Source organism: Parasphingorhabdus marina DSM 22363 (genome assembly GCF_900128895.1).
Classification (GTDB): domain Bacteria; phylum Pseudomonadota; class Alphaproteobacteria; order Sphingomonadales; family Sphingomonadaceae; genus Parasphingorhabdus; species Parasphingorhabdus marina.
Map to the genome: position 1 here is coordinate 357,125 of NZ_FSQW01000001.1, position 20,832 is coordinate 377,956.

Below are 20,832 nucleotides of genomic sequence, written 5' to 3' on the forward strand. Positions count from 1 at the left end.
AAGGTTTCGCTGGAAAGCGCCATTACGGCGCCGGAATCTTTTCTATCCCAACAAGATGACACTTATCTGAATCCGGATGGACATGCGCAAATGGCATTAGTCTGAAATTTAATTGCCCGGTTAAAACAGTTGAGGCATAGATGAACATGAAGAAGCAGGCTGCGATGATTCGGATATTCGGATCCGGCCGTCCGAAGGAGCAGAAACAGTGAATTTCGATTTTTCCGATGACCAGAAATATCTGCGGGATGAAGCCCGAAAATTTCTTGAAGCCCAATGCACCATAGCCGAGGTCCGCAAGGTGCTCGATGATGACACGCTCGGTCACAATGCCGAAGTGTGGCAAAAGGTCGTCGAGATGGGATGGCTCGGCGCCGCCATCCCCGAAGAATATGGTGGCCTGGGTCTGGGCATGCTGGAATTGTGCGTCATCGCTGAAGAGCTTGGCCGGGTACTTGCGCCGGTGCCGTTCAGTTCCTCGGCCTATTATTTCGCCGAAGCTGTCAAACTTGCAGGATCAGAGGATCAAAAAACCGCTTTGCTGCCCGGAATAGCCGATGGCAGTTTCATCGGCTGCCTCGCCACCACGGAAGGCCCCGGAGCAATTAGCGAATCCGCTATCCGGGCCCAGTTTCGGGACGGAAAGCTCACTGGCACAAAATTGCCCGTGACGGACGGCGACATTGCCACGCACGCGGTTGTACTGGCCAAGGACGGCGGCGCTTCCTGCCTGGTTGTCGTCGACCTCCGCCAGGATGGTGTCTCGCGCAAGACATTGAAAACCATCGAACCGACGCGGGGACATGCCGAGATCGCGTTTGATGCCGCGCCAGCCGAATTGCTGAGCAGCGGTGCCGGCAATGGCATGGTGGCGCTGGACCAGATCCTGAATCGCGCGGCGGTCCTGCTGGCATTCGAGCAGCTCGGCGGAGCATCACGCTGTCTCGAGATGGCCACGGAATATGCGAAGGAACGCCAGGCTTTTGGCCGGCCGATCGGTGGCAATCAGGCGATCAAGCACAAGCTGGCCGACATGTATGTCAAAAACGAAGTGGCGCGTTCCAACGCCTATTATGGCGCCTGGGCGTTGTCGACCAATGCGGCGGAACTGCCCGAAGCGGCGGCCGCAGCCCGCGTGGCGGCTTCCGAAGCCTACTGGTATGCCAGCAAGGAAAATATTCAGACGCATGGCGGCATGGGTTTCACCTGGGAAGTGGACTGCCACCTCTATTATCGCCGCGCAAAATTGCTCGCGGTCCAGGCCGGCAGCCCGGCCGTCTGGAAAGAAAAACTCGTCACCGCCCTCGAAGCCAAAAACGCGGCCTGAAGAAAGGAAACCGACATGGATTTCAAAGACTCCCCCGAAGAAGCAGAATTCCGCGCAGAAGCGAACGCGTTTCTCAGCCAGCATCTCCAGCCCAAAGTGGCCAACGGCATCCGGCCCGGCAATCGTGACGATTTTCTGAAGCGTGCGAAAGACTGGCAAAAAATCAAGGCCGAAAACCGCTTTGCGCAGATTACCTGGCCCAGGGAAATTGGCGGCCGCGGCGGCTCCCCGATGCAGCAGGTCATCTGGAATCAGGAAGAAAGCAAGTTTGACGCCCCGACCGCGCCTTTTGCCATCGGTCTCGGCATGTGCGTTCCGACGGTGATCGCCTTCGGGTCCGACGAGCACAAGCAGCGCTATGTGCAAAAAGCGCTGTTTGGCGAAGAAATCTGGTGCCAGCTTTTCTCCGAACCGGCAGCCGGTTCCGACGTGGCCGGTCTCAAGACCAAAGCTGTGAAAGACGGCGACGAATGGGTGATCAACGGCCAGAAAGTCTGGACCTCCGGCGCCCATTATTCGGACTATGGCATTGTCCTCGTCCGGACCGATCCGGATGTGCCCAAGCACAAGGGCCTGACAATGTTCATCATCGACATGAAACAGGAAGGCGTCGAAGTTCGCCCTATTCATCAGGCTTCCGGCGGCAAGGAATTTAACGAGGTCTATTTCACCGACGTGCGCATTCCCGACAAGGACCGGCTCGGCGAACCCGGCATGGGCTGGAAAGTTGCACTGGTCACGCTCATGAATGAGCGGCTCGCCGTCGGCGGTTCGCCGGGGCCTGACTGGGCAGAAATCATGGACTATGCACGCAGCTCCGGGTCAATGACCGATGCGGCGTTCCGTGCGAAACTGGCCGACTGGTACGTCGCGGCCCAGGGTTACAAGCTGACCAAGTTCCGGACCCAGACCGCCCTGTCCAAAGGGGAGACACCGGGACCGGAAAATTCGATTGGCAAGGTCATCACGGCCAACCATCTGCAGGATATCTGCAACAGCGCCATTGAAATGCAGGATCATTTCGGGATTATTTCCGACAAGGAACATGCCCCGTCCGACGCGATTTTTCAGGAAAGCTTCATGTGGGCACCAGGCCTCAGGATCGCCGGTGGTACCGATGAAATTCTGAAAAATATCATCGCAGAGCGGGTTCTTGGCCTGCCGCAGGATGTTCGCGTCGACAAGGACAAGGCCTTCTCCGAATTCTGACTGCGATACATAAAAAATGAGCGAGGCGTGCCACGCACGCCTCGCCCAGGGATTGGGACTCGGGGGAGGAGTCACATGCCCATATAGTCGCGTTTGCCCACCGGAACGCCCTGCATCCGGAGCAGATTGTAAGCAGTGGTCACATGGAAAAACAGATTGGGCAGGTAGAAGCTCAATATATAGGTTTTACCGTCCAGTTCCATCGTCTGTTCCGGACCGATCGGCATGGTGATTTTCATGTCGGCATTGCCGTCAATCACGGCATCCTCCGCAGCTTCCACCTTGGCGGCACAATCCGCGACCCGTTCGATCAGCACATCAAAAGTCTCGCCTTCCATGGGCAGGCTGGGCAAGTCGTCCGCCGAAACACCGGACATCCGGGCGGCGCCGCGCAGAGCGAATTCGCTGATCATCTGTACCTGCCACTTCATGTCGTTCATGTCCGGATAGAGGCGGGCCGAGAGATAGGCCTCTTCGCTTGCCTCGGTGGCCTCCGCCTCAGCCTTCGCCTTTTGGAGAACGGTCGTCAGACCGCGAAAGGCCTGGGCCGTGGAGTTTTTGAAAATATGGGAGAGGGAAACCGTCATTATCGTTACCTTTTTCACTGAATTTCGAAGGAGAGTTTTCTGCCTGTGCTACAGCAGGTTGACCAGCAAAAACCCGCCAAGTGCGAGAAAGCTGCCAAGCGTGCCAAAGGCCCCCAAAACTCTCGCCGCAACGAAAAACTTGCTGCCTTCGCCGCCGTGAGATCCGACTTCCGTCGACATCGCAATGGCATGTAAGGCACGCGCGATGACAAATATGATCGCGATAACCGAAATAACGCTGGCTGGAACCACCGTCATTTCCGCCAGCGCAAGGACGACAATGAAAAGCGCCGCATTCTCGGCGAGATTGCCATGGCGCCGGATCTTGCGCTCGAGAGCAAGATCACCGCCAACGCCCAGATTCACTCCGGATTTTGCGCGGTGCAGTCCGACGAGCACCATCAACAGGCCCTGCATCATGATCAGAATGGCTGCGGCATAGGCGGAAATTATCGGTACCGTCATGGGTGTCTCTCCTGCTTGCTCGGTTCACTTGCGGGTGTCATGCGGGATCTCTGGTCTGCACATCGCCAGAATTACTGGTGGAAAAACCCAATGTCCAAACAAGTTATCGCACCTCAATGGTGCATATTTTAGCCATGCGCTCGCCGACCATTTCGGCTACAAGCTTCGCATGACTGATGAATTTCACCGGATGGACTGGGAAGGCATCAAGACCTTCCGCGAGGTGATGAACGGCGGAACCGTGCGCATGGCGGCCAAGGCCCTGCAGGTCCACCATTCCACCGTAAGCCGGCGGATAGAGCAGCTGGAACAGGCTCTCGGCGTGACCCTTTTCGAACGCCGGCCCGAAGGATATTTCCCCACTTCGGCGGGAGAGGACCTGGCGCGCGCAGCCGAGAGCTTTGCCGAAGAACTGCACGGGGTGGAGCGCCATATTGCCGGCCGGGACAACGAGCTGACAGGCACGATCAAGGTCACCATGGCAGAGCCATTTGCCATCGCCATGTTTGCCGAACGCCTGCCGGAATTTTGTGATGCTTATCCGGGTCTCGAACTGGAGATCCTGACCAGTTATGACTTGCTGGATGTCGCCCGCCGGGAAGCAGATGTCGCGATCCGGATGGACAATAATCCGCCGGATACACTGGTCGGAAAAAGGCTGTTTGCCTATCACACCTCCATCTATGCCCATCCCGAATATCTGGCACGCCGGGACCTGGCCGCGCACCCGGAACAGGGGCGATGGCTCGGCTGGAGCGAACGGGAAAGCCGCTTTCCGGACTGGACCCAGGATACGGAATTCGCAAAGGTTCCGGTCTGGGGGAATTTTGCCAGCATATCGCTGCAGCTGGAAATGGCCCGTCGCCAGATGGGGTTGATCATGGTTCCATGTCTCGTCGGCGACCGGACACCCGATCTTGTCCGGGCAACCAGCGCGGACCCTGCGCCTTCGCGAGACATCTGGATACTGACCCACGAGGACCTCCGCCGGACGGCGCGCATTCGTGCATTCATGGATTTTGCCGAAGCTGTCCTGCGCGACAATCGGGACGCTCTGACCGGGAAATTGCCGGAAAACTGACGGACAGGTTTACAGATATTCGGCAGCCATTAACTAAGAATGAGAAAAAAAGCCCGGTTTTCCGACTTTCGGCTCCCGCACGATTAACCATGCCATTGCACGACAATGTAATGTCCGGGGCGCTATCAGCATCCCATGTTGCCGTTTCGTCCGTCCAAGCCGGTGCTTCGTCAAACCAGTATTCTCGCCGCGATCGCGGTGTTGCTGTCGTTCGCCATCACCGGGACACTGTATCTGGCAACACTGGGGCTGGATGACCGGTTCTGGGATGCGATGACATTTGCGATCATCGTACCCTGGGGGATCAGTCTGCCGCTGGGCTGGTACACCGTGACGCAACATCATCGGCTAATGGGCGTTACGAGAAAACTGAAAATTGCCCAGCATGAGTTGCGGTCAATGAACGAAAAATTGCAACGCAAGGCAAGCTATGACGGACTGACCGGGCTTGCCAACCGGGAACATTTCATCAAGCAGTTCGATGACCGCCGCAAGGCAGCGGAAAACAATGTGCTGATGATCGTCGACGCCGATCACTTCAAGAATATCAATGACGGATATGGTCACCCGATTGGCGACAAGGCCCTCATCCTGCTTGCCGGGGTGTTCAAACGCAGCTTGCGCAAGCAGGATCTGGTCGGGCGGATCGGCGGCGAGGAATTCGGTATCCTGCTGCCCGATACGGTTGAAGCCGAGGGCGAAATTATCGGCGAAATGCTCCGCCACGAGATTGAAAACATCCTTTTCGAACCTCAGCCGGGCGAAATTCATCGCATGACGGTCAGCATCGGCCTGACCGGTGTATCACCCCGGGAAGAGCGGGCGATACCGATGCGCAATGCCGATACCGCCCTGTTCGAGGCGAAGCGCCGGGGACGTAACCAATGCGTGCTCTATATTCCCGGCATGCGCTCCAAACCGCGCCCGTTTTACGAGGAAAAAGCCAAGCGCGAAGCCATTGCCCAGCAGGCCTGATTCAGCTGCAATTTCCCGATGACGGACCCCGCCTTCGCTGCTAATGCTGTGGCGCATGACAGACGTTCAAACAGGCGCGGCGGAAAACGCCACCACCAGTACCCAGGACAATCATCTCTATCTGGTCGACGGATCCGCCTATATCTTTCGGGCCTATCATCGGCTGCCTCCCCTGACCAATGTACACGGGGAACCGGTCGGGGCTGTCTACGGATATACGACCATGCTGTGGAAACTGGCCGACGAGCTCAACAAGGCAGATGGCCCGACCCATATGGCCGTGGTTCTCGACAAATCGGGCACCAGTTTTCGCAACGACATTTATGACCAGTACAAGGCCAACCGGCCCGAAGCGCCAGAAGATCTCAAACCGCAATTTCCGATGATCCGGGATGCCACCCGGGCTTTTTCCCTGCCGCTGATCGAAGAGGAGAATGTCGAAGCGGATGACATGATCGCAAGCTACACCAGGGCGGCACTGGAACAGGGATGGAATGTGACCATCGTCTCCTCCGACAAGGATCTGATGCAGCTGATCGAGCCATCCGATGACAGCCGCGTGGACATGCTCGATACCATGAAAAACGTGCGCATGGGGCGTACCACGGTGGAGGAAAAATTCGGCGTCGGTCCGGAAAAGCTGGGCGACGTGCTGGGCCTGATGGGGGACAGTTCAGACAATATTCCGGGCGTTCCCGGCATCGGCCCCAAAACCGCCTCCAAACTGATCAACGAGCATGGCGATATCGAAAGTGTGCTCGAAGCAGCGCCGGACATGAAAAAGTCGAAGATGAAGGAAAATCTCATCGAGTTTGCCGAACAGGCCCGGCTTTCGCGGGTTCTGGTGACGCTCCGCGACGACTGTCCCTTGCCCGATACGCTCGAAAGTTTCCGGTTACAGGACATTCCCGACGGTCCCTTGCGCGCCTTTCTCGAACATCACGGGTTCAACTCGCTGCTCAAAAAACTGGGCGGTGGTCAGGCCGAGCCCCAAAATCCGGACGTGGCAGACAGCGAGTCCGGTGCACCGGCAACTGGTGAAGCACCGAAGCTGGTCGAAGCGCCGCCGATTGATCGCAGCGCTTATGAATGCGTGCAGGAACTGGAACGACTGGACGAATGGATCGCCCGTGCCCGGGACAAGGGTTTCTTTGCGGTTGATGTCGAAACAGACAGTCTGGAGAGCGTGACAGCCCGGATCGTTGGCATTTGCCTGGCAACCGGGCCGAATGAAGCTTGCTATGTGCCGCTAGGTCACGGCAGCGGGGACATGTTCGGGGAAACACCGGACCAGATCGATACCGCCGACGCACTGGCCCGGCTGAAACCGCTGCTCGAGGATGATGCCGTTCTGAAAGTCGGTCAGAACCTCAAATATGACATGACCGTCCTTGCCCAGCATGACATTCGCATTGCCCCGTTTGACGACACACTGGTGATGAGCTTCAACCTGGATGCCGGGCTGCACGGTCACGGCATGGATGAGCTGAGCAAACTCCACCTGGGTCACGAGTGCATCAGCTTCAAGTCTCTGACCGGCACCGGCAAAAAGGCGATCAGCTTTGCCGAGGTTCCGCTCGACAAGGCCACCGAATATGCCGCCGAAGATGCAGATGTCACGCTGCGGCTGTGGGAAATATTGCGCTTGCGCATGGCCCCCGAACAGGCCAGCCGCGTGTATCAGTTGGTAGATCGTCCGCTGGTTCCGGTCATCGCCAAAATGGAAGAGACGGGCGTTCTGGTGGACCGGGAGGAGTTGTCCCGGCTGTCGCACAGTTTTGCGGAAAACATGGAAAAGCTGGAGGCCGAGATCCATGATCTGGCAGGGGAGAAATTCGCCATCGGCAGTCCCAAGCAGCTCGGCGAGATCCTGTTCGGCAAGCTGGGTCTGAAGGGCGGCAAGAAAGGCAAGAGCGGGCAGTATTCGACCGATGTCACGGTACTCGAACGACTGGCCGGCGATGGAGAACCGATCGCCCAGAAGGTGGTGGACTGGCGCCAGCTGAGCAAGCTCAAATCCACCTATACGGACGCCCTTCAGGAGCAGATCAACGCAAAGACCGGGCGGGTGCATACCAGCTATTCCCTGTCTGGCGCACAGACCGGACGGCTGTCCTCGACCGAGCCCAATCTGCAGAATATTCCTATCCGCACGGAAATCGGGCGACAGATTCGCCAAGCCTTTGTTGCGGCTCCCGGCAATGTCATTCTGGCGGCCGACTATAGCCAGATCGAATTGCGGCTGGCCGCCCATATTGCCGATGTCGATACGCTGAAGGCCGCCTTTGCCGCCGGCGAGGACATTCACAACCGGACCGCGCAGGAACTGTTCGGCTCGGTCGACCGCGATACCCGTGCCCGGGCGAAGACGATCAACTTCGCCATATTATACGGCATCTCGCGCTGGGGCCTCGCCAAGCGACTGGAAGTGGATCCGGACGAGGCGCAGGAGATGATCGACACCTATTTCGAGCGGTTCCCGGGCATCAATCAATATATATCCACCACGCTGCAATCCGCCCGGGAGTCCGGCCATACCGAGACGCTATTTGGTCGCAAGACCTGGTTCGAGCGTCTCCGGTCCCAGAATCAGGCCGAGCGCCAGGGCAGCGAACGCGCTGCGATCAACGCCCCGATCCAGGGCACCAGCGCCGACATTATCAAGCGCGCCATGGCCCGCATGGGACCGGCGCTGGATGATGCCGGTCTGGGAGAGGTCCGGATGCTGATGCAGGTCCATGATGAACTGGTCTTCGAACTGCCGGAAAGCGATGTGGAAGCCGCCAGCGATGTGATCTGTACCGTGATGTCAGGCGCCGCCGAACCGGCGGTCAGGCTATCGGTGCCACTGGATGTCGATATCGGTACCGGTAAAAGCTGGGACGAGGCGCACTAGCGGCTGGCAACCTTTGCAAAGATCCAGCCGCCAATGCCGCCGGCGATCATTTGCGCAAGGAAACCGGCTGTTGATCGGGCACCGCTGATCGGAACGGTCTGAAAGATCATGTACATCAGGCCGAGGGCTGTTCCCATCGCGGCCGCACCGGCGATAGGGTAGGCGATGTCTGCCATGTTTGGCAAAAAACGCTTTATCACCCTGGCAATCAGGAAGGCGATCAGGAAGCTGACTGCGATGATCGCGAGATAGGCCAGCATGTTGGATATATCAAACAGCGTCATGTTCAGCCGGTCACCCCAGCTGACCGGGACGCCATGCGCGTTCATGACAAACTGGGAATTGACAGCCGTGCCCAGCAGATAAGTGACAATCGCCCCGGCCAGCAAACCCAGTGTGAATCGTGTTACCGCTGCCATGTCGATCATCCCCTGTTTTCATGCAAGCCTAACCGCTTTGCCCGGCTGATCAAGCGCAAATCGCTGTGGACAAACGCCTTTCGGCCATTGCATAGAAATGGAAAGGGGAAATCCGGATGCGCATACATGGTTTGTTGTCGTCACTGCTTGCCGCCTGTCTTTTGGCCGCCTGTTCCAACCAGGGAGCGTCCGGGACCGGTGACAAGACCAGTCAGGGATTTGGCCGGGTCGAAGCCGGGCCCGTCAATTATCAGATCGAAACCGTCGCCGAAGGTCTGGACCATCCCTGGTCCCTTGCTTTCCTGCCCGGCGGGGATTTGCTGGTCACCGAACGAACCGGTCTGCTGAAACGGGTTTCTGCTTCCGGTGACATTTCGATTGTGCATGATTTCACGAGCGGCGAGGGTCAGCCGCCGGTCCATGCCGGCAGCGGCATGCAGGCCGGCCTGTTCGACGTCGTCCTGCATCCGGACTTTGCGACCAACAACCTGGTCTACATCTCCTATGCAGCGAAAATCGGTGACGAGAATACCTTGCTGCTGATGCGCTACCGGTACGATGGCTCGGCCGAGCCGCGTCTGACAGATGGCCAGCAGCTTTTCGCCGCGGCGCCGACCCGGATCCAGGGCAACCACTATGGCGCGCGCATCCAGTTCCTGGCTGATGGCACGTTGTTGATGCCGATCGGCGATGCCTTTCACTTCCGAGAAAAGGCGCAGCAACTGGACACGCATTTCGGCAAGATTGTGCGGCTCAATGATGACGGATCGGTTCCCGATGACAATCCGTTCGTTGGCCAGGAAGATGCGCTCCCCGAAATCTGGAGCTACGGACACCGCAATCCACAGGGAATCATCCTGACCGCCGACAACCGGGTGCTGTCCCATGAACATGGCGCAGCCGGAGGCGATGAAATCAACGAGATTAGCAAGGGCGGCAATTATGGCTGGCCATCGGTTTCCTGGGGACTGGATTATTCCGGTGGCCGTATCTCGCCATATGAAGCGCTGGATGGCACCATGCAGTCGCTGGTGCATTTCACGCCGTCCATCGCTCCATCCGGATTTGCCCAATATGCCGGCGACGCGTTTCCCGACTGGCAGGGAGACCTGTTCCTGTCGGCGCTGGCGCTCAAGCATGTCCGGCATGTCAACATGAATGCCGACGGATCGCTCGGTGAACAGCGCGAGCTGTTTGGCGAGCTGGATGCCCGCTTCCGCGATGTCCGCACCGGTCCGGACGGATATCTGTATCTGCTGACCGAAGCGACCACCGGGCCGGACAGCAAGATCCTGCGGATCATTCCGGCAAACTAGCTGTCACCCATTTGCCGCGCAGCATGACCGCACGGACATCCTGCAACGCCGCCAGATCATCGAGCGGGTTGGCCCCGAGCAATACGAGATCAGCCCTCGCCCCTGCCCGAACCGCCCCCGCATCATCCTGACGCGCCATTTGCGCCGCATGAACCGTTGCGCTCGCCAGAGCTTCCCGGTTGGACAGGCCCAGATCGGCATATAGTTGAATTGTGCGGACCAGAGCCGGTCCGTAGCTCGTGCAGTCGGTCGGCGCATCGCTTCCCGCGACCAGCCGAACTCCCGCTGCCCGCAGCTCCCGGAAATGGTCGGTGAGCGCATCCATGACCGCGCGGACGCTGGCCTCCTGGACCTCCGCCTGGGCGGCCAGCGCCCGTTTGCAGGATGCCCGCGCACCGGCGCTCAAAGCGGCCATCTCGGCTTCGCCGACCGACAGGGTCAGCGGCAGATCCAGTTGCGGCGTGGCCGTGACAAACACGTCACGTTCACCCAGAAATGCATAAAGCTCCCGACACTGATCCGCAGCCCGGCCTTTGTAGAGTTCGGCAAATTTGCGGTAGCGGCGGTCATAGCCTTCCCTGACCCACGCGTTCAGCACTTCCACCATCGCGCCATTGCCCGCCTCCGTGCAGTCCTTGAACAGATTGACATAGGCATGTTCAATCCGGGTCATGCCGCCGGCAACCGCTTCTCTGGCGCTCATGGCGAAGGGCACATGTCCGGCCACCGGCAGATCAAATTCACGAGCGGTCTCGGATATTTTGGCGAAACTGTCCGGCGATACGAGATTGTAGATCTTCAGAAAGTCGACCCCGCTCTGCGCCAGCTTGCGCACCAGCCTGTCCGCTTCCTCCGGGCTGTCGACAAAGGCTTCGACATTGTTGGACCAGGGAGAGCCCGGACGCTCGATAACCGGCCCGGCGAACCGCAAATGTGGCAGGTCGTTCCGCTTCCGGAAGCTGTCTGCCAGCGGAATCCAGCGCTCCGCCATTCCCGGATCGCGCACAGAGGTAACACCGCGCGTCAGCAAGGCCTTCAGTCGCTGTTCGACCGCCTTGCGTTTGGCCTCCTCGCTGATCAGACTGTCATCCGGCGCACCCGGATGATCAATCGAGGTCAGATGGACATGGGAGTCCCATAACCCCGGAATCAGATATCTGCCGCTGGCATCAAAGCGCCGCACATCGGCGGGCGGGGTCTGCGACCCATGGGGCCGGATATCCTCAATCCGGTCGCCATTGATGAGGACATCGCGGGCTTCCATTAGGCTGTCCCGATCCATCGGAATGACCGTGACATTCTCGATCATGATCCGGGCGGAGGGTCGGGCGTCGCTGGCATGGACTGGTAAGACGGAAAAACACAACGCGAATGCCAGCAGAAAATCGCGGAAATGGTGGCGCATCAGTAAACCTGTTTGTGAAATCTGTGAACGCCCGCAAACTCTCCCAATTCGCCAACTGGCGACGAGAAATGCGATGAACGAGCACAGCTGGCCGGTGAACCTACCCGGTCAGCGGTTATACTGTCCGCTCTCGTACCGCCTTTGCGCCGGACCGGCTCGCCATGACAGCTTCTCCATTGGCAAGATGCAGCGTCATGCGGCCGCTGCCCGCTGGCTCGAGCCGTTCGACCCGGTCAATATTGACGATATGCGAGCGATGGACACGCAAAAATGCGGGGCCCAGCATGGCTTCGAGCTCGCTCATGGTCTTGCGGATCAGATGCTTGCCGCTCAGGGTCACGATCTCGGCATAGTCCCCGGCGCCAACCACCTGGATGATGCGTTCCGGATCCAGCGGACGGGTTTCGTCGCCCTCCCTCACAAATACCCGGCGCGGGGTATTGCTGACCGTGTCTCCCGCATCCGTCGGAGTAACAGCCCGGCCCTGCAGATTTTCGACATAGGCCAGCAATGCCACCACGGCGTAAAATGTGGCCCCCTGCATCATCTGCCAGAGCGCGGCCGGACCCTGAAAGGGTCGGACCGAGAAGGTCATGAAACCGTTGCCGTTGATCATGCCGAGCATCACCATGAGAAGAAAAAACCAGACCGCGGAGAACAGCAGACCCGCCAGAAGATGGATCAGCAGCTGGACCGCGGGAGGCCGCGAAAACACGAATCGCAAAAGGAGGAACCTGGCAGCCGCCGCACACAGCAAGATCGGCAAAACATTGGCAATCACCGTGGCCAGCCATTTCCCGGGCGACAAGTTTCCGGTCACAGGCAGGATCAGGCCATAACAGAAAATCAGCACCAGCACGCAAATCCCGTAGAATCCGGATGTTCCCGGACGAATCTCCAGATTGCGCATTTGCTGATACATGCCGGGAAACTGGCATCGCTTGACCGGTGAATCAATACGGGATTGCATTTCTGCAACCGAGGCAGAGAGGAAAAATCCGCGCCGGAGCCGCCTTGCATTCGGTGTGGCCTGCTCTACGATATTGTCAAACAACAGGGGAACATATCATGCGTCCATTCAGATCCGCTCTGGGCCTTTCCGTTATCGCATCCACGCTTGCGACATCACATGTTCCGGCACTGGCCGAAACACCGGAGGAAGCGCTGGCTTCCCGTTTCCGTGCGGTCGAAGCACTGATTGATGCGCAGATGACAAAGGAAGCCGTGCCCGGCGCCGCGATCGGCATTGTCCATGACCAGAATCTGATCTGGAGTCACCAGTACGGAGTCGAAAGCCTGAGAACCGGGGCGCCGGTGACCAATGATACATTGTTCAGCATCTGCTCTGTTTCGAAACTGTTTACCGGGGTCGCAGCCATGAACCTTGTCGAAGACGGCAAGTTGCGGCTGGATGCGCCCGTGTCCGACTATCTTGGCGGTCTCCGGTTACAGGATCGCACCAAAGCCGAGGAACCGGTCACGATCCGCAACATCCTGTCGCATGTGTCGGGCCTGCCCCGTGAAAGCGCCAAGGATCACTGGGCTGACAACAGCTTTCCGGACCTCGCCAGGCTGCGCGCGGATATTCCGGCGCATCAGCAGCTCTACCGCCCCTATGATCACTGGCAATATTCCAATCTGGGCATGTCGATGCTCGGCGATGCCGTCGGGTCAGCCAGTGGTAGCGACTGGGGGCAATATGTGCGCGAGGAGATTCTGCAGCCGCTGGGCATGACCCGGACCACCACCGACATGCCGTTCGACCAGGTCGGTCAGGGATTTGCCCGCGGCTATTATGTCCGCTCTGCCAAAGGTGAACGCAAGCCGGTCGCAGAGCACCAGTTCCGGTCTTTTGCGCCGGCGGCCGGCATCGCCTCGAGTGTGAATGACATGGCAAAATTTGCCTCCTGGCATTTCCGTCTGCACCGCAATGGCGGAGAAGAAGTGCTTCGGGCGACAACGCTCAAAAACATGCAGCGCGTGCACTGGGTCGGTCCCGATTTTAACGAGCCCGCCTGGGGACTCGCCTATGCGACCCGGCGCTACGGGGAAAAGACCATGTGGGGGCATGGCGGCTATTGCCCCGGCGCCCGAACCGAATTTGTCATGCGCCTGCCGGACCAGATCGGCATGGTCATGATGACCAGCGCCAATGACGTGTCTCCCGGATCCATGGTCCGCACGGTCTACAGTCTGACCGAAGGTGCGATCCGCAAGGTGCATGGTGCGAAAGACGAGAAGAAAAAGCCGGCGGAAAGTCAATCGGACGCCAAGAAAGACGTCAATCTGCGCGACTATGAGGGCTATTATCTGGTCGAGAATTATGACTGGGACGTCTATGTCGGTGTCAATGAAGACGGACTTTTCGCCATGCCGGTCTTCAACAATGATCCGGCAGGAAACATGGAAACCTGGCAGCATGTCGAGGGTGACACTTTCCGGCGCAAGCGCAAGGATGACACGCTGGCAGAAGCGATCATTTTCGAACGCGAAGCGGATGGCCGGGTCAATGCCTATGCCCAGCACAGCTATCGTTATAGCAGGAGGTAAACCGGCGATCCGGCCTCCCGGCCCGGGAAACTAGTCGGTCAGGGTGCGCGGCCGGGCCTGTCGATAGGTCCCGAGCAACCGGACGCTGTTGCAGTGGAAGCCCAGCTCGGCAATCGCCCGGTCCACCGGCGGATCACCGGGCGCGCCCTCGATATCGGCGTAGAATTTGGTCGCGGCAAAACTGCCGCCTTCCTGATAGCTTTCCAGCTTGGTCATGTTGACGCCATTTGTCGCAAAGCCGCCCATGGCCTTGTACAACGCGGCAGGAACATTCTTTACCTCGAAGATCAGCGTCGTCATCACCGGGCCATTTGGTTCCGGGATGGTCGGTTCCGCCGCCAGAACCACGAAGCGGGTGGTGTTGTTCGCCGCATCTTCAATCGCTTCGACCACCGGTTCCAGGCCATAAAGCTCCGCCGCCAGTGGTGGCGCGATGGCGGCCGCATTGTCATCATCATTTTGCGCAACATAGGCAGCAGCAGCCGCGGTATCGGCATAGGCGACCGGGATGATCTCATGGGCGCGGAGGTAATGGCGGCACTGGCCCAGTGCCTGAGGATGACTCATCGCGGTCCGGATGGATGCATCGGCAGATTTCGCCATCAGACAGTGGCGGATCGGCATGAAATGCTCCGCGACGATGCTCAATCCTGATTCGGGGAGCAGAAAATGCATGTCCGCCACCCGCCCATGCAGGCTGTTTTCGATGGGTATGATCGCACTGCTCGCCTTGCCCTTGCTGACGGCATCGAGAGCATCTTCAAAGGAAAAACAGGGCACCGGCAGGCATTCGGGATCAAATTGCAGCGCCGCCAGATGGGAATTGGCACCCGGCGCACCCTGAAATGCAATCGCCTTTTCTGGCTGATTTTCAGCGGTTTCGGTCATTTTCATGACCATCTTCAATGCATTTTGCGGAAAGCTGTCCATCGGCCCCTCTCAATCCAGATGCCTCGTTAGTCGAACAGCCGGGGAAAGAGCAAGGCCCGCCAGCCAGCAATGGCGAATTTGCACCAAATTGGCCAATGAAGCCTTGCGTTGGCCTCACGCCCTTATTAGAGAAAGCCGGAACTTTCGGCAGGCAGTCATCCTGCCCGCTCAACTCGGGGTTAAGAGATACAGATGGACAATAACAACACCATTGCAGGCTGGGTTCTGGCTGGCGGCATTGCCGCTCTCGGGTTTTCGATCCTGAGCGGAAAATATTTTCATGCAGACAAGCCCGAGCGCCCGGAAACCATGGGTTATGTGATTGAAGGCGTTGAATCCTCTGATGCCGGCGAGGAAGAGATTCCGATGAGCATGATGCTTGCGAAAGCAGATATCTCCGCGGGGGAGCAGGTGTTCAAGAAATGTGTCGCCTGTCATACCATCAACCAGGGTGGTGCCAATGGCATTGGCCCGAATCTCTATGACACTTTCGACAAATCGCACGGCCATGTCCCCGGTTTTGCCTATAGCGATGCCCTGACGTCGATCGAGGGCAACTGGAATTTTGACAATATGAACGCGTGGCTGATTTCGCCGCGCCGCTATGCACCGGGTACGAAAATGACCTTTGCCGGTCTCGGCAAGCCGGAAGACCGCGCCAATGTCATTGCCTATATGAATGCCCAGGGCTCCAATCTGCCCTATCCCGAACCGCCTGCCGAAGAAGCAGCTGTTGAAGAAGCAGAGGCCGATGCAGCGGCAGCGGAAGTGGCAGAAGAAACAGCGGAAGCCGACACGGCAGCCGCAACCGAATAGGCTGGCAAACCAGGATCAAATCCGCTCGCAGCGCTTTTGATCCTGTCTATTCGAGAGACTCCAGCACCTTTGTGATCTCCTGCGTAAATCGCCTGAGTCGGAGCGACTGGCGGCTGGCCGGAGCATATGCGACATTTATCTCCAGGTCCGGCGCCCGCCATTCGGGCGCAAGCCGGACCATGCCTCCCGCCTTGAGTTCGCTCTTGATCAGCCATTCCGGCAATACGGCGAATGTGTGACCGGAACGCACCGACCGCAAAATGGCCGCGATGTTGCTGGTGAGAAACACCGGTTCGGCTTTCAGCACCTTCTGTCTGCCATCTTCATCAGTGAGTGGCACCTTTCCGGCTTCGAAAGGCGTCAGCGCAGCAAAGGGAAGCCGTGACAGGTCCCTGATTCGCATCGAACTGTCGGAACCGGCGAAATCGCGCGAAGCGGCGAGAATGCGGCGAACCGACGTGACCGGACGGACAACCAGCCTGTCGTCGGGTACCGCTCCGACCTTGATCCACAGGTCACAACCCATATCGGAAAACCGGATGACATCATCATCGAGTATCCATTCGATTTGCACGCCCGGCCAGGTTTTCTGAAAAGTCGCAACGGCGTCGGCCAGCACGCCCTGACCCAGAGCAACCGGCGCAACGACGCGAAGCGACCCCTTCATGGCATCGGCTTCGCCCGCAAAACGTTCTGTCAGCACCTCCCACGCGCCAATCTGTGCGCGGGCGCTCTCGAGACAGGCCTCACCCGCAGATGTCAGAGCGAGACTATGGGTCGTGCGGGAAATCAGCTGCACAGCAAGGCGTTCCTCGAGGTCGGACAGCTGACGGCTGGCGGAAGCCTGGGACAGGCCAAGATCGCGCGCGGCGGCGCTGATCGAACCACGTTCGGAAATTCGCACAAATGTTTCAAGCAGGGTCAGACGGTCAAGGCTCTTGCTCATACGTGTTATGTATAACAATTACATTTATTATCTGTCTACCGAATTACAGGTCTGACTGGCATCTGACTGTTACCGGCCCGCGAAGGGGCCGACAGACAGAAGGAACAACATGTCAGATACAATCAACAGAACGTTCACCCTCGAAGGACAAACCCGGGTCAGTCGCATGGGCTACGGCGCGATGCGTCTCACCGGACAACCAGGAAATTTCGGCCCGTTCGAAGACTGGGAAGCTGGTATAAGTTTGCTCCGGCGCGCCAGCGAGCTCGGCGTCGACCTGTTCGACAGCGCCCATGCTTATGGACCACAGACTGCTGACCAGATCGTTGGCGAAGCGCTTGGTGGCCGCAAGGCCATCCTTGCAACCAAGGGCGGGGTGTCAAAATCTGCACCCGACCGGATCCTGGTCGACGGATCGCGCGATACTCTCCACAGCCAGATTGATCAGGCACTGGCCAATCTGCGTCGCGACCGGATTGACCTGTTTCAACTGCACCGGGTCGACCCCGACATTGCTATCGAAGAGTCTGTAGCGGCACTCGCCGAAGCACAGGCAGATGGACGCATTCGGCATATCGGACTGTCAAATGTCACGCGGAAGCAACTGGACCGGGCACTGGCGGTCGCTCCGATCGCCTCAGTTCAAAATCGCTACAATATGGCAGAAGCGGGAGAGGATGATCTGGTGGATTACACCGCCGCCAGGGGAATCGCTTTCATCCCCTACGGGCCGCTTGGGGCCAATCCCATGCAAAAGGGTGCCGGGCTTGATCCGCAGGACGCGCTCGCCTGGTTGCTGAAACGATCTCCCAATATCATCGTGATCCCGGGGACGACCAGGATCGCACATCTGGAAGAGAATATCGCAGTTTGGGGTCAGCTGTGAAAACGCGGCAGAAGTCCGGCAAGGCGGAGGCAGCTGGCGGAAACCCCGGCAAATTTCGCCTCGCCCTTGCCAGCTGGCTGGGGGTGTGGCCTGTCCTTACGGGCTTGTCCTTCATCCTCACGCCGCTGTTGCAACCATGGCCGCTGGCCGCCCGTACTCTGGTGACGAGCGCGATCATGGTTCCGGTCATGATCTTCGGGGTCATGCCTGCTATCGAAAGGCTGCTTTCAACCTTTACGAAGATCGGGTGTCAGCCGCAGTCGAGGTCGTAAAAGTCCTGGATGATTTTCCAGGCTTCGTCTGCTGTTTCGACAAACTGGAACAGGTCGAGATCTTTCCGGCTGATCGTGCCTTCCTCGGCCAGCGCGTCGAAATCGATGACCCGGTGCCAGAAGTCATGGCCGAACAGCATGATCGGGAGCGGTTCCATCTTGCCGGTCTGGATCAGGGTCAGCAGTTCAAAAAACTCGTCAAACGTTCCAAACCCGCCCGGAAATACCGCAACCGCCCGCGCCCGCAGGAGGAAATGCATTTTTCGCAAAGCGAAATAGTGGAACTGGAAACTCAGGGACGGTGTGACATATTCATTGGGTGCCTGCTCATGCGGCAGAACGATGTTGAGACCGATGGACTCCTTGCCCACATCGGCCGCGCCGCGATTGGCGGCCTCCATGATTGACGGACCGCCGCCCGAACAGACGACAAAGTCGCGCTTGCCGTTTTCCTCGATGCCGCAACTGCTCGCCTTGCGCGCCAGTTCGCGGGCTTCGTCATAATATTTTGCTTTTTCCTTGAGCCGCCTGGCGGTGATCAGCGCGGCGTCATCAGTGGCAGCCTCGATCAGCGCGTCAGCCTTTTCCGGTTCCGGTATCCGGGCGGAACCGTACATGACCAGCGTGGAACCGATCCCCGCCTCATCGAGCAGCATTTCCGGCTTGAGCAGTTCGAGCTGAAAACGCACCGGCCGCAATTCTTCGCGGAGCAGGAATTCGGTATCCTGAAAGGCCAGCGTGTAGGCCGGGTCTTCGGTTTGCGGTGTACGGGGTTCCACCTGTCTGGCGAAATCCGCTTCCTGTTTGGCACGGTAGAAGCGGCGGTCGTGCAAATCTTTGTTTGTCATGATTCTGCCCTAGGCAAAGACCGGGGCCTTGCCAATGACGTTCATCGAATTTCTGTGGTCCGGATGGATGGCGGTCACCGGCAATAACCGTTGCCGCTCATGTCGAAATGGAAATGGTCGCGGTGCGCTGCGTTGTAATCGGGGCTGAGAACCGTGCCAAAGCGCTTGCAGGCACTCTGGTGGATGGCAGTGAGGAACTGTTTCTCGCGCCGGCCCCCATTCCAGTCTCCGGTCAGCGTAATCCGGCGGCCATCGGCCAGAACGAAGCCGGACACGTCTATCGCATTGGCATGCGCATGTTGCGACAGGCGTCGCGATCCCGAAATGTTCCGGCAGCTATAGCTGCCCATCGTCTCAATCCGTTCCAGTTCACTGCCGAGATATTTGCGCGCCGCCCGTTTCACCGCATATTCGGTCCAGGCAGCAAATCTGCTGGCGAGTTCACATCGCACCGGTCCGAGATTGGTGACTTCGGCTCCGACATCGAGCAGCTTGATGCTGTCAATCTGCGTGCAACCACCGGCGAAATTCCGGTTGGGCAGGGGCGAAAAGCGGACATTGGCCTTGCCCAGGTTGCTGAAGCACTGCCGGGCGGCAGGTGACGGGTTGAAGTTGCCGAGACCGGCCGAGGATTGCGGTCGTTTGGCCGACTGGCCGTCGCCTCCGGGAATGGCACCGCAGGCACCCAGCAGCAGGGCCCCGACAATAGTCAGAGCAATCCCGCGCGCCTGTGGCCTGGAAGATCGGTTACTGTCCATCCTCTTGTGCTGGCCGAACATGGTTAAAAAAGGGTTAACGGCAGCCCCAAAACGGCAGTTTTGCGACAAACTGACACAATAATCTGCTGGACGTCCGCCACCACACTGGCCAAAGAGCGGGCATGACGAATTTGCTGCGGACCCTCAATAGCCTGCCGGTATTCTGGCTGCTTCTTGCCCTGCCCGCCATCCCGATGCTCCACGCCTATTATACGGGTCAGCTGATCGCGATGGAAATGCTCCACCCGACCGGCGAGTTTTCTGCCCGCTTCATGATTGCCGCCATGGTCATTTCCCCCCTGCAGACTTTGTTTGGCAACAAGCCCTGGATTGCCTGGCTGGTCCGGCGGCGCCGGGCGCTTGGTCTGGCGGCATTTGGTTATGCGCTATTGCACCTGATTTTCTATCTGATCGACATGGAAGAGCTGGAACCCATTTTGGCCGAATTCTGGGCTCCGGGAATCTGGACCGGCTGGGCTGCCATGCTGCTGTTCTTACCGCTGGCCCTCACCAGCCACAATGCGGCGATGCGCTGGCTTGGACGCAACTGGAAGCTCTTGCAGCGGCTGGTTTATGTTGCAGCGCTGCTGACACTGGCGCACTGGCTGCTGATCCATGATGGCGTTACCGGAGCGCTCGTACATTTTATTCCGCTGGGGCTGTTACAGTTATTGCGAATGATTATCATCTATGGCAGAAGGAAAAAGATGATGGCGCGCGATGATTCGCCGCTGACCGAATAATCCCCTGCCCGCCGGGCGTTTCCAGTTGGAGTCTAAAACATGAAATATCCTGTCCTTACCGCAGCCCTCGCTTCCGCGATCATGACTGTGGGCCTGTCTTCGCCCGCGCATGCAACCGGCAAGATGAAGTGCGAAGCGGGACCGCAGTCCGGCTGGGTCAGCCGCGATACGCTCGAAGCCGATCTGGTGAAAAAAGGCTGGAAAGTGAAAAAGTCCAAGGTCGATGGTGGCTGCTACGAAGTCTATGGCACCACCCCCGAAGGCGACCGGGTTGAAGCCTATTTCCACCCCGTATCGATGGAAAAACTGCTGGTGCTCCGCCGCGGAAAAGTTCTGTATAAAAAATAGTCTGCCCGCGCATTTTTATTTTGCGCGCCGCCGGATTTGCTTCTTGACATGTTGC

21 protein-coding genes are annotated in these 20,832 nt (G+C 58.5%); 12 read left to right on the forward strand and 9 right to left on the reverse strand.

Features of this window, described 5'->3' with window-relative positions:
• Positions 1-208 precede the first annotated feature (208 nt).
• Both BUQ90_RS01805 and BUQ90_RS01810 read left to right on the forward strand, forming a co-directional pair.
• Positions 209-1,327, forward strand: coding sequence for an acyl-CoA dehydrogenase family protein (locus BUQ90_RS01805; RefSeq protein ID WP_074203445.1), 1,119 nt, complete (start codon positions 209-211; stop codon positions 1,325-1,327).
• A gap of 15 nt (positions 1,328-1,342) precedes the next feature.
• Positions 1,343-2,536, forward strand: a complete 1,194-nt coding sequence (locus BUQ90_RS01810) for an acyl-CoA dehydrogenase family protein (RefSeq protein ID WP_074203446.1) — start codon at positions 1,343-1,345, stop codon at positions 2,534-2,536.
• 71 nt (positions 2,537-2,607) lie between these two features.
• Here BUQ90_RS01810 and BUQ90_RS01815 read toward each other — a convergent pair whose 3' ends face one another.
• Together BUQ90_RS01815 and BUQ90_RS01820 are read right to left on the reverse strand one after the other, a co-directional pair.
• On the reverse strand, positions 2,608-3,123 hold the full coding sequence (locus BUQ90_RS01815) for a DUF1993 family protein (protein WP_074203447.1): 516 nt from the start codon (positions 3,121-3,123) through the stop codon (positions 2,608-2,610).
• A 48-nt stretch (positions 3,124-3,171) separates the two neighbouring features.
• Positions 3,172-3,588 carry an MAPEG family protein gene (locus tag BUQ90_RS01820; RefSeq protein ID WP_074203448.1) on the reverse strand — a complete coding sequence of 139 codons (417 nt, stop codon included), beginning with the start codon at positions 3,586-3,588 and terminating at the stop codon, positions 3,172-3,174.
• A gap of 169 nt (positions 3,589-3,757) precedes the next feature.
• Between BUQ90_RS01820 and BUQ90_RS01825 the strand changes: the two genes are divergently transcribed.
• The 3 genes from BUQ90_RS01825 to polA all read left to right on the forward strand — a co-directional run bounded on the left by BUQ90_RS01825 (position 3,758) and on the right by polA (position 8,540).
• Positions 3,758-4,669: a LysR family transcriptional regulator gene (locus BUQ90_RS01825; protein WP_159437006.1), complete on the forward strand. Its 912-nt coding sequence runs from the start codon at positions 3,758-3,760 to the stop codon at positions 4,667-4,669.
• Between the two features lie 135 nt (positions 4,670-4,804).
• On the forward strand, positions 4,805-5,644 hold the full coding sequence (locus BUQ90_RS01830; protein WP_074203449.1) for a GGDEF domain-containing protein: 840 nt from the start codon (positions 4,805-4,807) through the stop codon (positions 5,642-5,644).
• 55 nt (positions 5,645-5,699) lie between these two features.
• Positions 5,700-8,540 (forward strand): DNA polymerase I, encoded by a 2,841-nt coding sequence (polA, locus tag BUQ90_RS01835; RefSeq protein ID WP_074204807.1) that lies wholly within the window; start codon positions 5,700-5,702, stop codon positions 8,538-8,540.
• Here the strand turns inward: polA and BUQ90_RS01840 are convergent.
• On the reverse strand, positions 8,537-8,959 hold the full coding sequence (locus tag BUQ90_RS01840) for a hypothetical protein (RefSeq protein WP_143182690.1): 423 nt from the start codon (positions 8,957-8,959) through the stop codon (positions 8,537-8,539). The genes polA and BUQ90_RS01840 overlap by 4 nt on opposite strands.
• A 116-nt stretch (positions 8,960-9,075) precedes the next feature.
• Here BUQ90_RS01840 and BUQ90_RS01845 point away from each other — a divergent pair, with 116 nt between their 5' ends.
• Complete coding sequence (locus tag BUQ90_RS01845; protein ID WP_074203451.1) at positions 9,076-10,275, forward strand: PQQ-dependent sugar dehydrogenase; 1,200 nt, start codon at positions 9,076-9,078, stop codon at positions 10,273-10,275.
• Here the strand turns inward: BUQ90_RS01845 and BUQ90_RS01850 are convergent.
• Together BUQ90_RS01850 and BUQ90_RS01855 are read right to left on the reverse strand one after the other, a co-directional pair.
• Positions 10,259-11,680: an amidohydrolase family protein gene (locus tag BUQ90_RS01850; RefSeq protein ID WP_074203452.1), complete on the reverse strand. Its 1,422-nt coding sequence runs from the start codon at positions 11,678-11,680 to the stop codon at positions 10,259-10,261. The two genes, BUQ90_RS01845 and BUQ90_RS01850, sit on opposite strands and share 17 nt — an antisense overlap.
• Before the next feature lie 115 nt (positions 11,681-11,795).
• Complete coding sequence (locus BUQ90_RS01855; protein ID WP_084192430.1) at positions 11,796-12,734, reverse strand: LytR/AlgR family response regulator transcription factor; 939 nt, start codon at positions 12,732-12,734, stop codon at positions 11,796-11,798.
• 14 nt (positions 12,735-12,748) lie between these two features.
• Here BUQ90_RS01855 and BUQ90_RS01860 point away from each other — a divergent pair, with 14 nt between their 5' ends.
• Complete coding sequence (locus BUQ90_RS01860) at positions 12,749-14,230, forward strand: serine hydrolase (RefSeq protein ID WP_074203453.1); 1,482 nt, start codon at positions 12,749-12,751, stop codon at positions 14,228-14,230.
• A 30-nt stretch (positions 14,231-14,260) separates the two neighbouring features.
• Here BUQ90_RS01860 and BUQ90_RS01865 read toward each other — a convergent pair whose 3' ends face one another.
• Positions 14,261-15,160 carry a prephenate dehydratase gene (locus BUQ90_RS01865; protein ID WP_074203454.1) on the reverse strand — a complete coding sequence of 300 codons (900 nt, stop codon included), beginning with the start codon at positions 15,158-15,160 and terminating at the stop codon, positions 14,261-14,263.
• 192 nt (positions 15,161-15,352) lie between these two features.
• On the opposite strand from BUQ90_RS01865, the gene BUQ90_RS01870 reads away from it, so the two are divergent.
• Positions 15,353-15,976, forward strand: a complete 624-nt coding sequence (locus tag BUQ90_RS01870; protein WP_074203455.1) for a c-type cytochrome — start codon at positions 15,353-15,355, stop codon at positions 15,974-15,976.
• A 46-nt stretch (positions 15,977-16,022) separates the two neighbouring features.
• Here BUQ90_RS01870 and BUQ90_RS01875 read toward each other — a convergent pair whose 3' ends face one another.
• Positions 16,023-16,922, reverse strand: a complete 900-nt coding sequence (locus BUQ90_RS01875) for a LysR family transcriptional regulator (RefSeq protein ID WP_074203456.1) — start codon at positions 16,920-16,922, stop codon at positions 16,023-16,025.
• A 109-nt stretch (positions 16,923-17,031) separates the two neighbouring features.
• Here BUQ90_RS01875 and BUQ90_RS01880 point away from each other — a divergent pair, with 109 nt between their 5' ends.
• Positions 17,032-17,808 (forward strand): aldo/keto reductase, encoded by a 777-nt coding sequence (locus BUQ90_RS01880; RefSeq protein WP_074203457.1) that lies wholly within the window; start codon positions 17,032-17,034, stop codon positions 17,806-17,808.
• A complete protein-coding gene (locus BUQ90_RS01885; protein WP_074203458.1) occupies positions 17,805-18,080 on the forward strand; it encodes a putative antibiotic biosynthesis monooxygenase in 276 nt (91 codons plus the stop codon). Before BUQ90_RS01880 ends, BUQ90_RS01885 begins: the two co-directional genes overlap by 4 nt.
• On the opposite strand, the gene BUQ90_RS01890 is transcribed toward BUQ90_RS01885, so the two are convergent.
• The gene (locus tag BUQ90_RS01890; protein ID WP_074203459.1) at positions 18,059-18,928 is read right to left on the reverse strand and encodes an LOG family protein; all 870 of its coding nucleotides are present in this window, start codon (positions 18,926-18,928) and stop codon (positions 18,059-18,061) included. The two genes, BUQ90_RS01885 and BUQ90_RS01890, sit on opposite strands and share 22 nt — an antisense overlap.
• 74 nt (positions 18,929-19,002) lie before the next feature.
• Positions 19,003-19,686 carry an extensin-like domain-containing protein gene (locus tag BUQ90_RS01895; protein WP_074203460.1) on the reverse strand — a complete coding sequence of 228 codons (684 nt, stop codon included), beginning with the start codon at positions 19,684-19,686 and terminating at the stop codon, positions 19,003-19,005.
• A gap of 122 nt (positions 19,687-19,808) precedes the next feature.
• On the opposite strand from BUQ90_RS01895, the gene BUQ90_RS01900 reads away from it, so the two are divergent.
• Both BUQ90_RS01900 and BUQ90_RS01905 read left to right on the forward strand, forming a co-directional pair.
• Complete coding sequence (locus BUQ90_RS01900) at positions 19,809-20,429, forward strand: protein-methionine-sulfoxide reductase heme-binding subunit MsrQ (protein ID WP_074203461.1); 621 nt, start codon at positions 19,809-19,811, stop codon at positions 20,427-20,429.
• A gap of 39 nt (positions 20,430-20,468) precedes the next feature.
• The gene (locus tag BUQ90_RS01905) at positions 20,469-20,777 is read left to right on the forward strand and encodes a PepSY domain-containing protein (protein ID WP_074203462.1); all 309 of its coding nucleotides are present in this window, start codon (positions 20,469-20,471) and stop codon (positions 20,775-20,777) included.
• Positions 20,778-20,832 lie beyond the last annotated feature (55 nt).

Coding starts and splice junctions, on each gene's coding strand:
- polA (WP_074204807.1), top strand. CDS start 5,700: ATGACAGACGTTCAAACAGGCGCGGCGGAAAACGCCACCACCAGTACC.
- BUQ90_RS01845 (WP_074203451.1), top strand. CDS start 9,076: ATGCGCATACATGGTTTGTTGTCGTCACTGCTTGCCGCCTGTCTTTTG.
- BUQ90_RS01825 (WP_159437006.1), top strand. CDS start 3,758: ATGACTGATGAATTTCACCGGATGGACTGGGAAGGCATCAAGACCTTC.
- BUQ90_RS01880 (WP_074203457.1), top strand. CDS start 17,032: ATGTCAGATACAATCAACAGAACGTTCACCCTCGAAGGACAAACCCGG.
- BUQ90_RS01870 (WP_074203455.1), top strand. CDS start 15,353: ATGGACAATAACAACACCATTGCAGGCTGGGTTCTGGCTGGCGGCATT.
- BUQ90_RS01810 (WP_074203446.1), top strand. CDS start 1,343: ATGGATTTCAAAGACTCCCCCGAAGAAGCAGAATTCCGCGCAGAAGCG.
- BUQ90_RS01900 (WP_074203461.1), top strand. CDS start 19,809: ATGACGAATTTGCTGCGGACCCTCAATAGCCTGCCGGTATTCTGGCTG.
- BUQ90_RS01840 (WP_143182690.1), bottom strand. CDS start 8,959: ATGGCAGCGGTAACACGATTCACACTGGGTTTGCTGGCCGGGGCGATT.
- BUQ90_RS01820 (WP_074203448.1), bottom strand. CDS start 3,588: ATGACGGTACCGATAATTTCCGCCTATGCCGCAGCCATTCTGATCATG.
- BUQ90_RS01875 (WP_074203456.1), bottom strand. CDS start 16,922: ATGAGCAAGAGCCTTGACCGTCTGACCCTGCTTGAAACATTTGTGCGA.
- BUQ90_RS01850 (WP_074203452.1), bottom strand. CDS start 11,680: ATGCGCCACCATTTCCGCGATTTTCTGCTGGCATTCGCGTTGTGTTTT.
- BUQ90_RS01815 (WP_074203447.1), bottom strand. CDS start 3,123: ATGACGGTTTCCCTCTCCCATATTTTCAAAAACTCCACGGCCCAGGCC.
- BUQ90_RS01860 (WP_074203453.1), top strand. CDS start 12,749: ATGCGTCCATTCAGATCCGCTCTGGGCCTTTCCGTTATCGCATCCACG.
- BUQ90_RS01830 (WP_074203449.1), top strand. CDS start 4,805: ATGTTGCCGTTTCGTCCGTCCAAGCCGGTGCTTCGTCAAACCAGTATT.
- BUQ90_RS01890 (WP_074203459.1), bottom strand. CDS start 18,928: ATGACAAACAAAGATTTGCACGACCGCCGCTTCTACCGTGCCAAACAG.
- BUQ90_RS01895 (WP_074203460.1), bottom strand. CDS start 19,686: ATGGACAGTAACCGATCTTCCAGGCCACAGGCGCGCGGGATTGCTCTG.
- BUQ90_RS01865 (WP_074203454.1), bottom strand. CDS start 15,160: ATGGACAGCTTTCCGCAAAATGCATTGAAGATGGTCATGAAAATGACC.
- BUQ90_RS01905 (WP_074203462.1), top strand. CDS start 20,469: ATGAAATATCCTGTCCTTACCGCAGCCCTCGCTTCCGCGATCATGACT.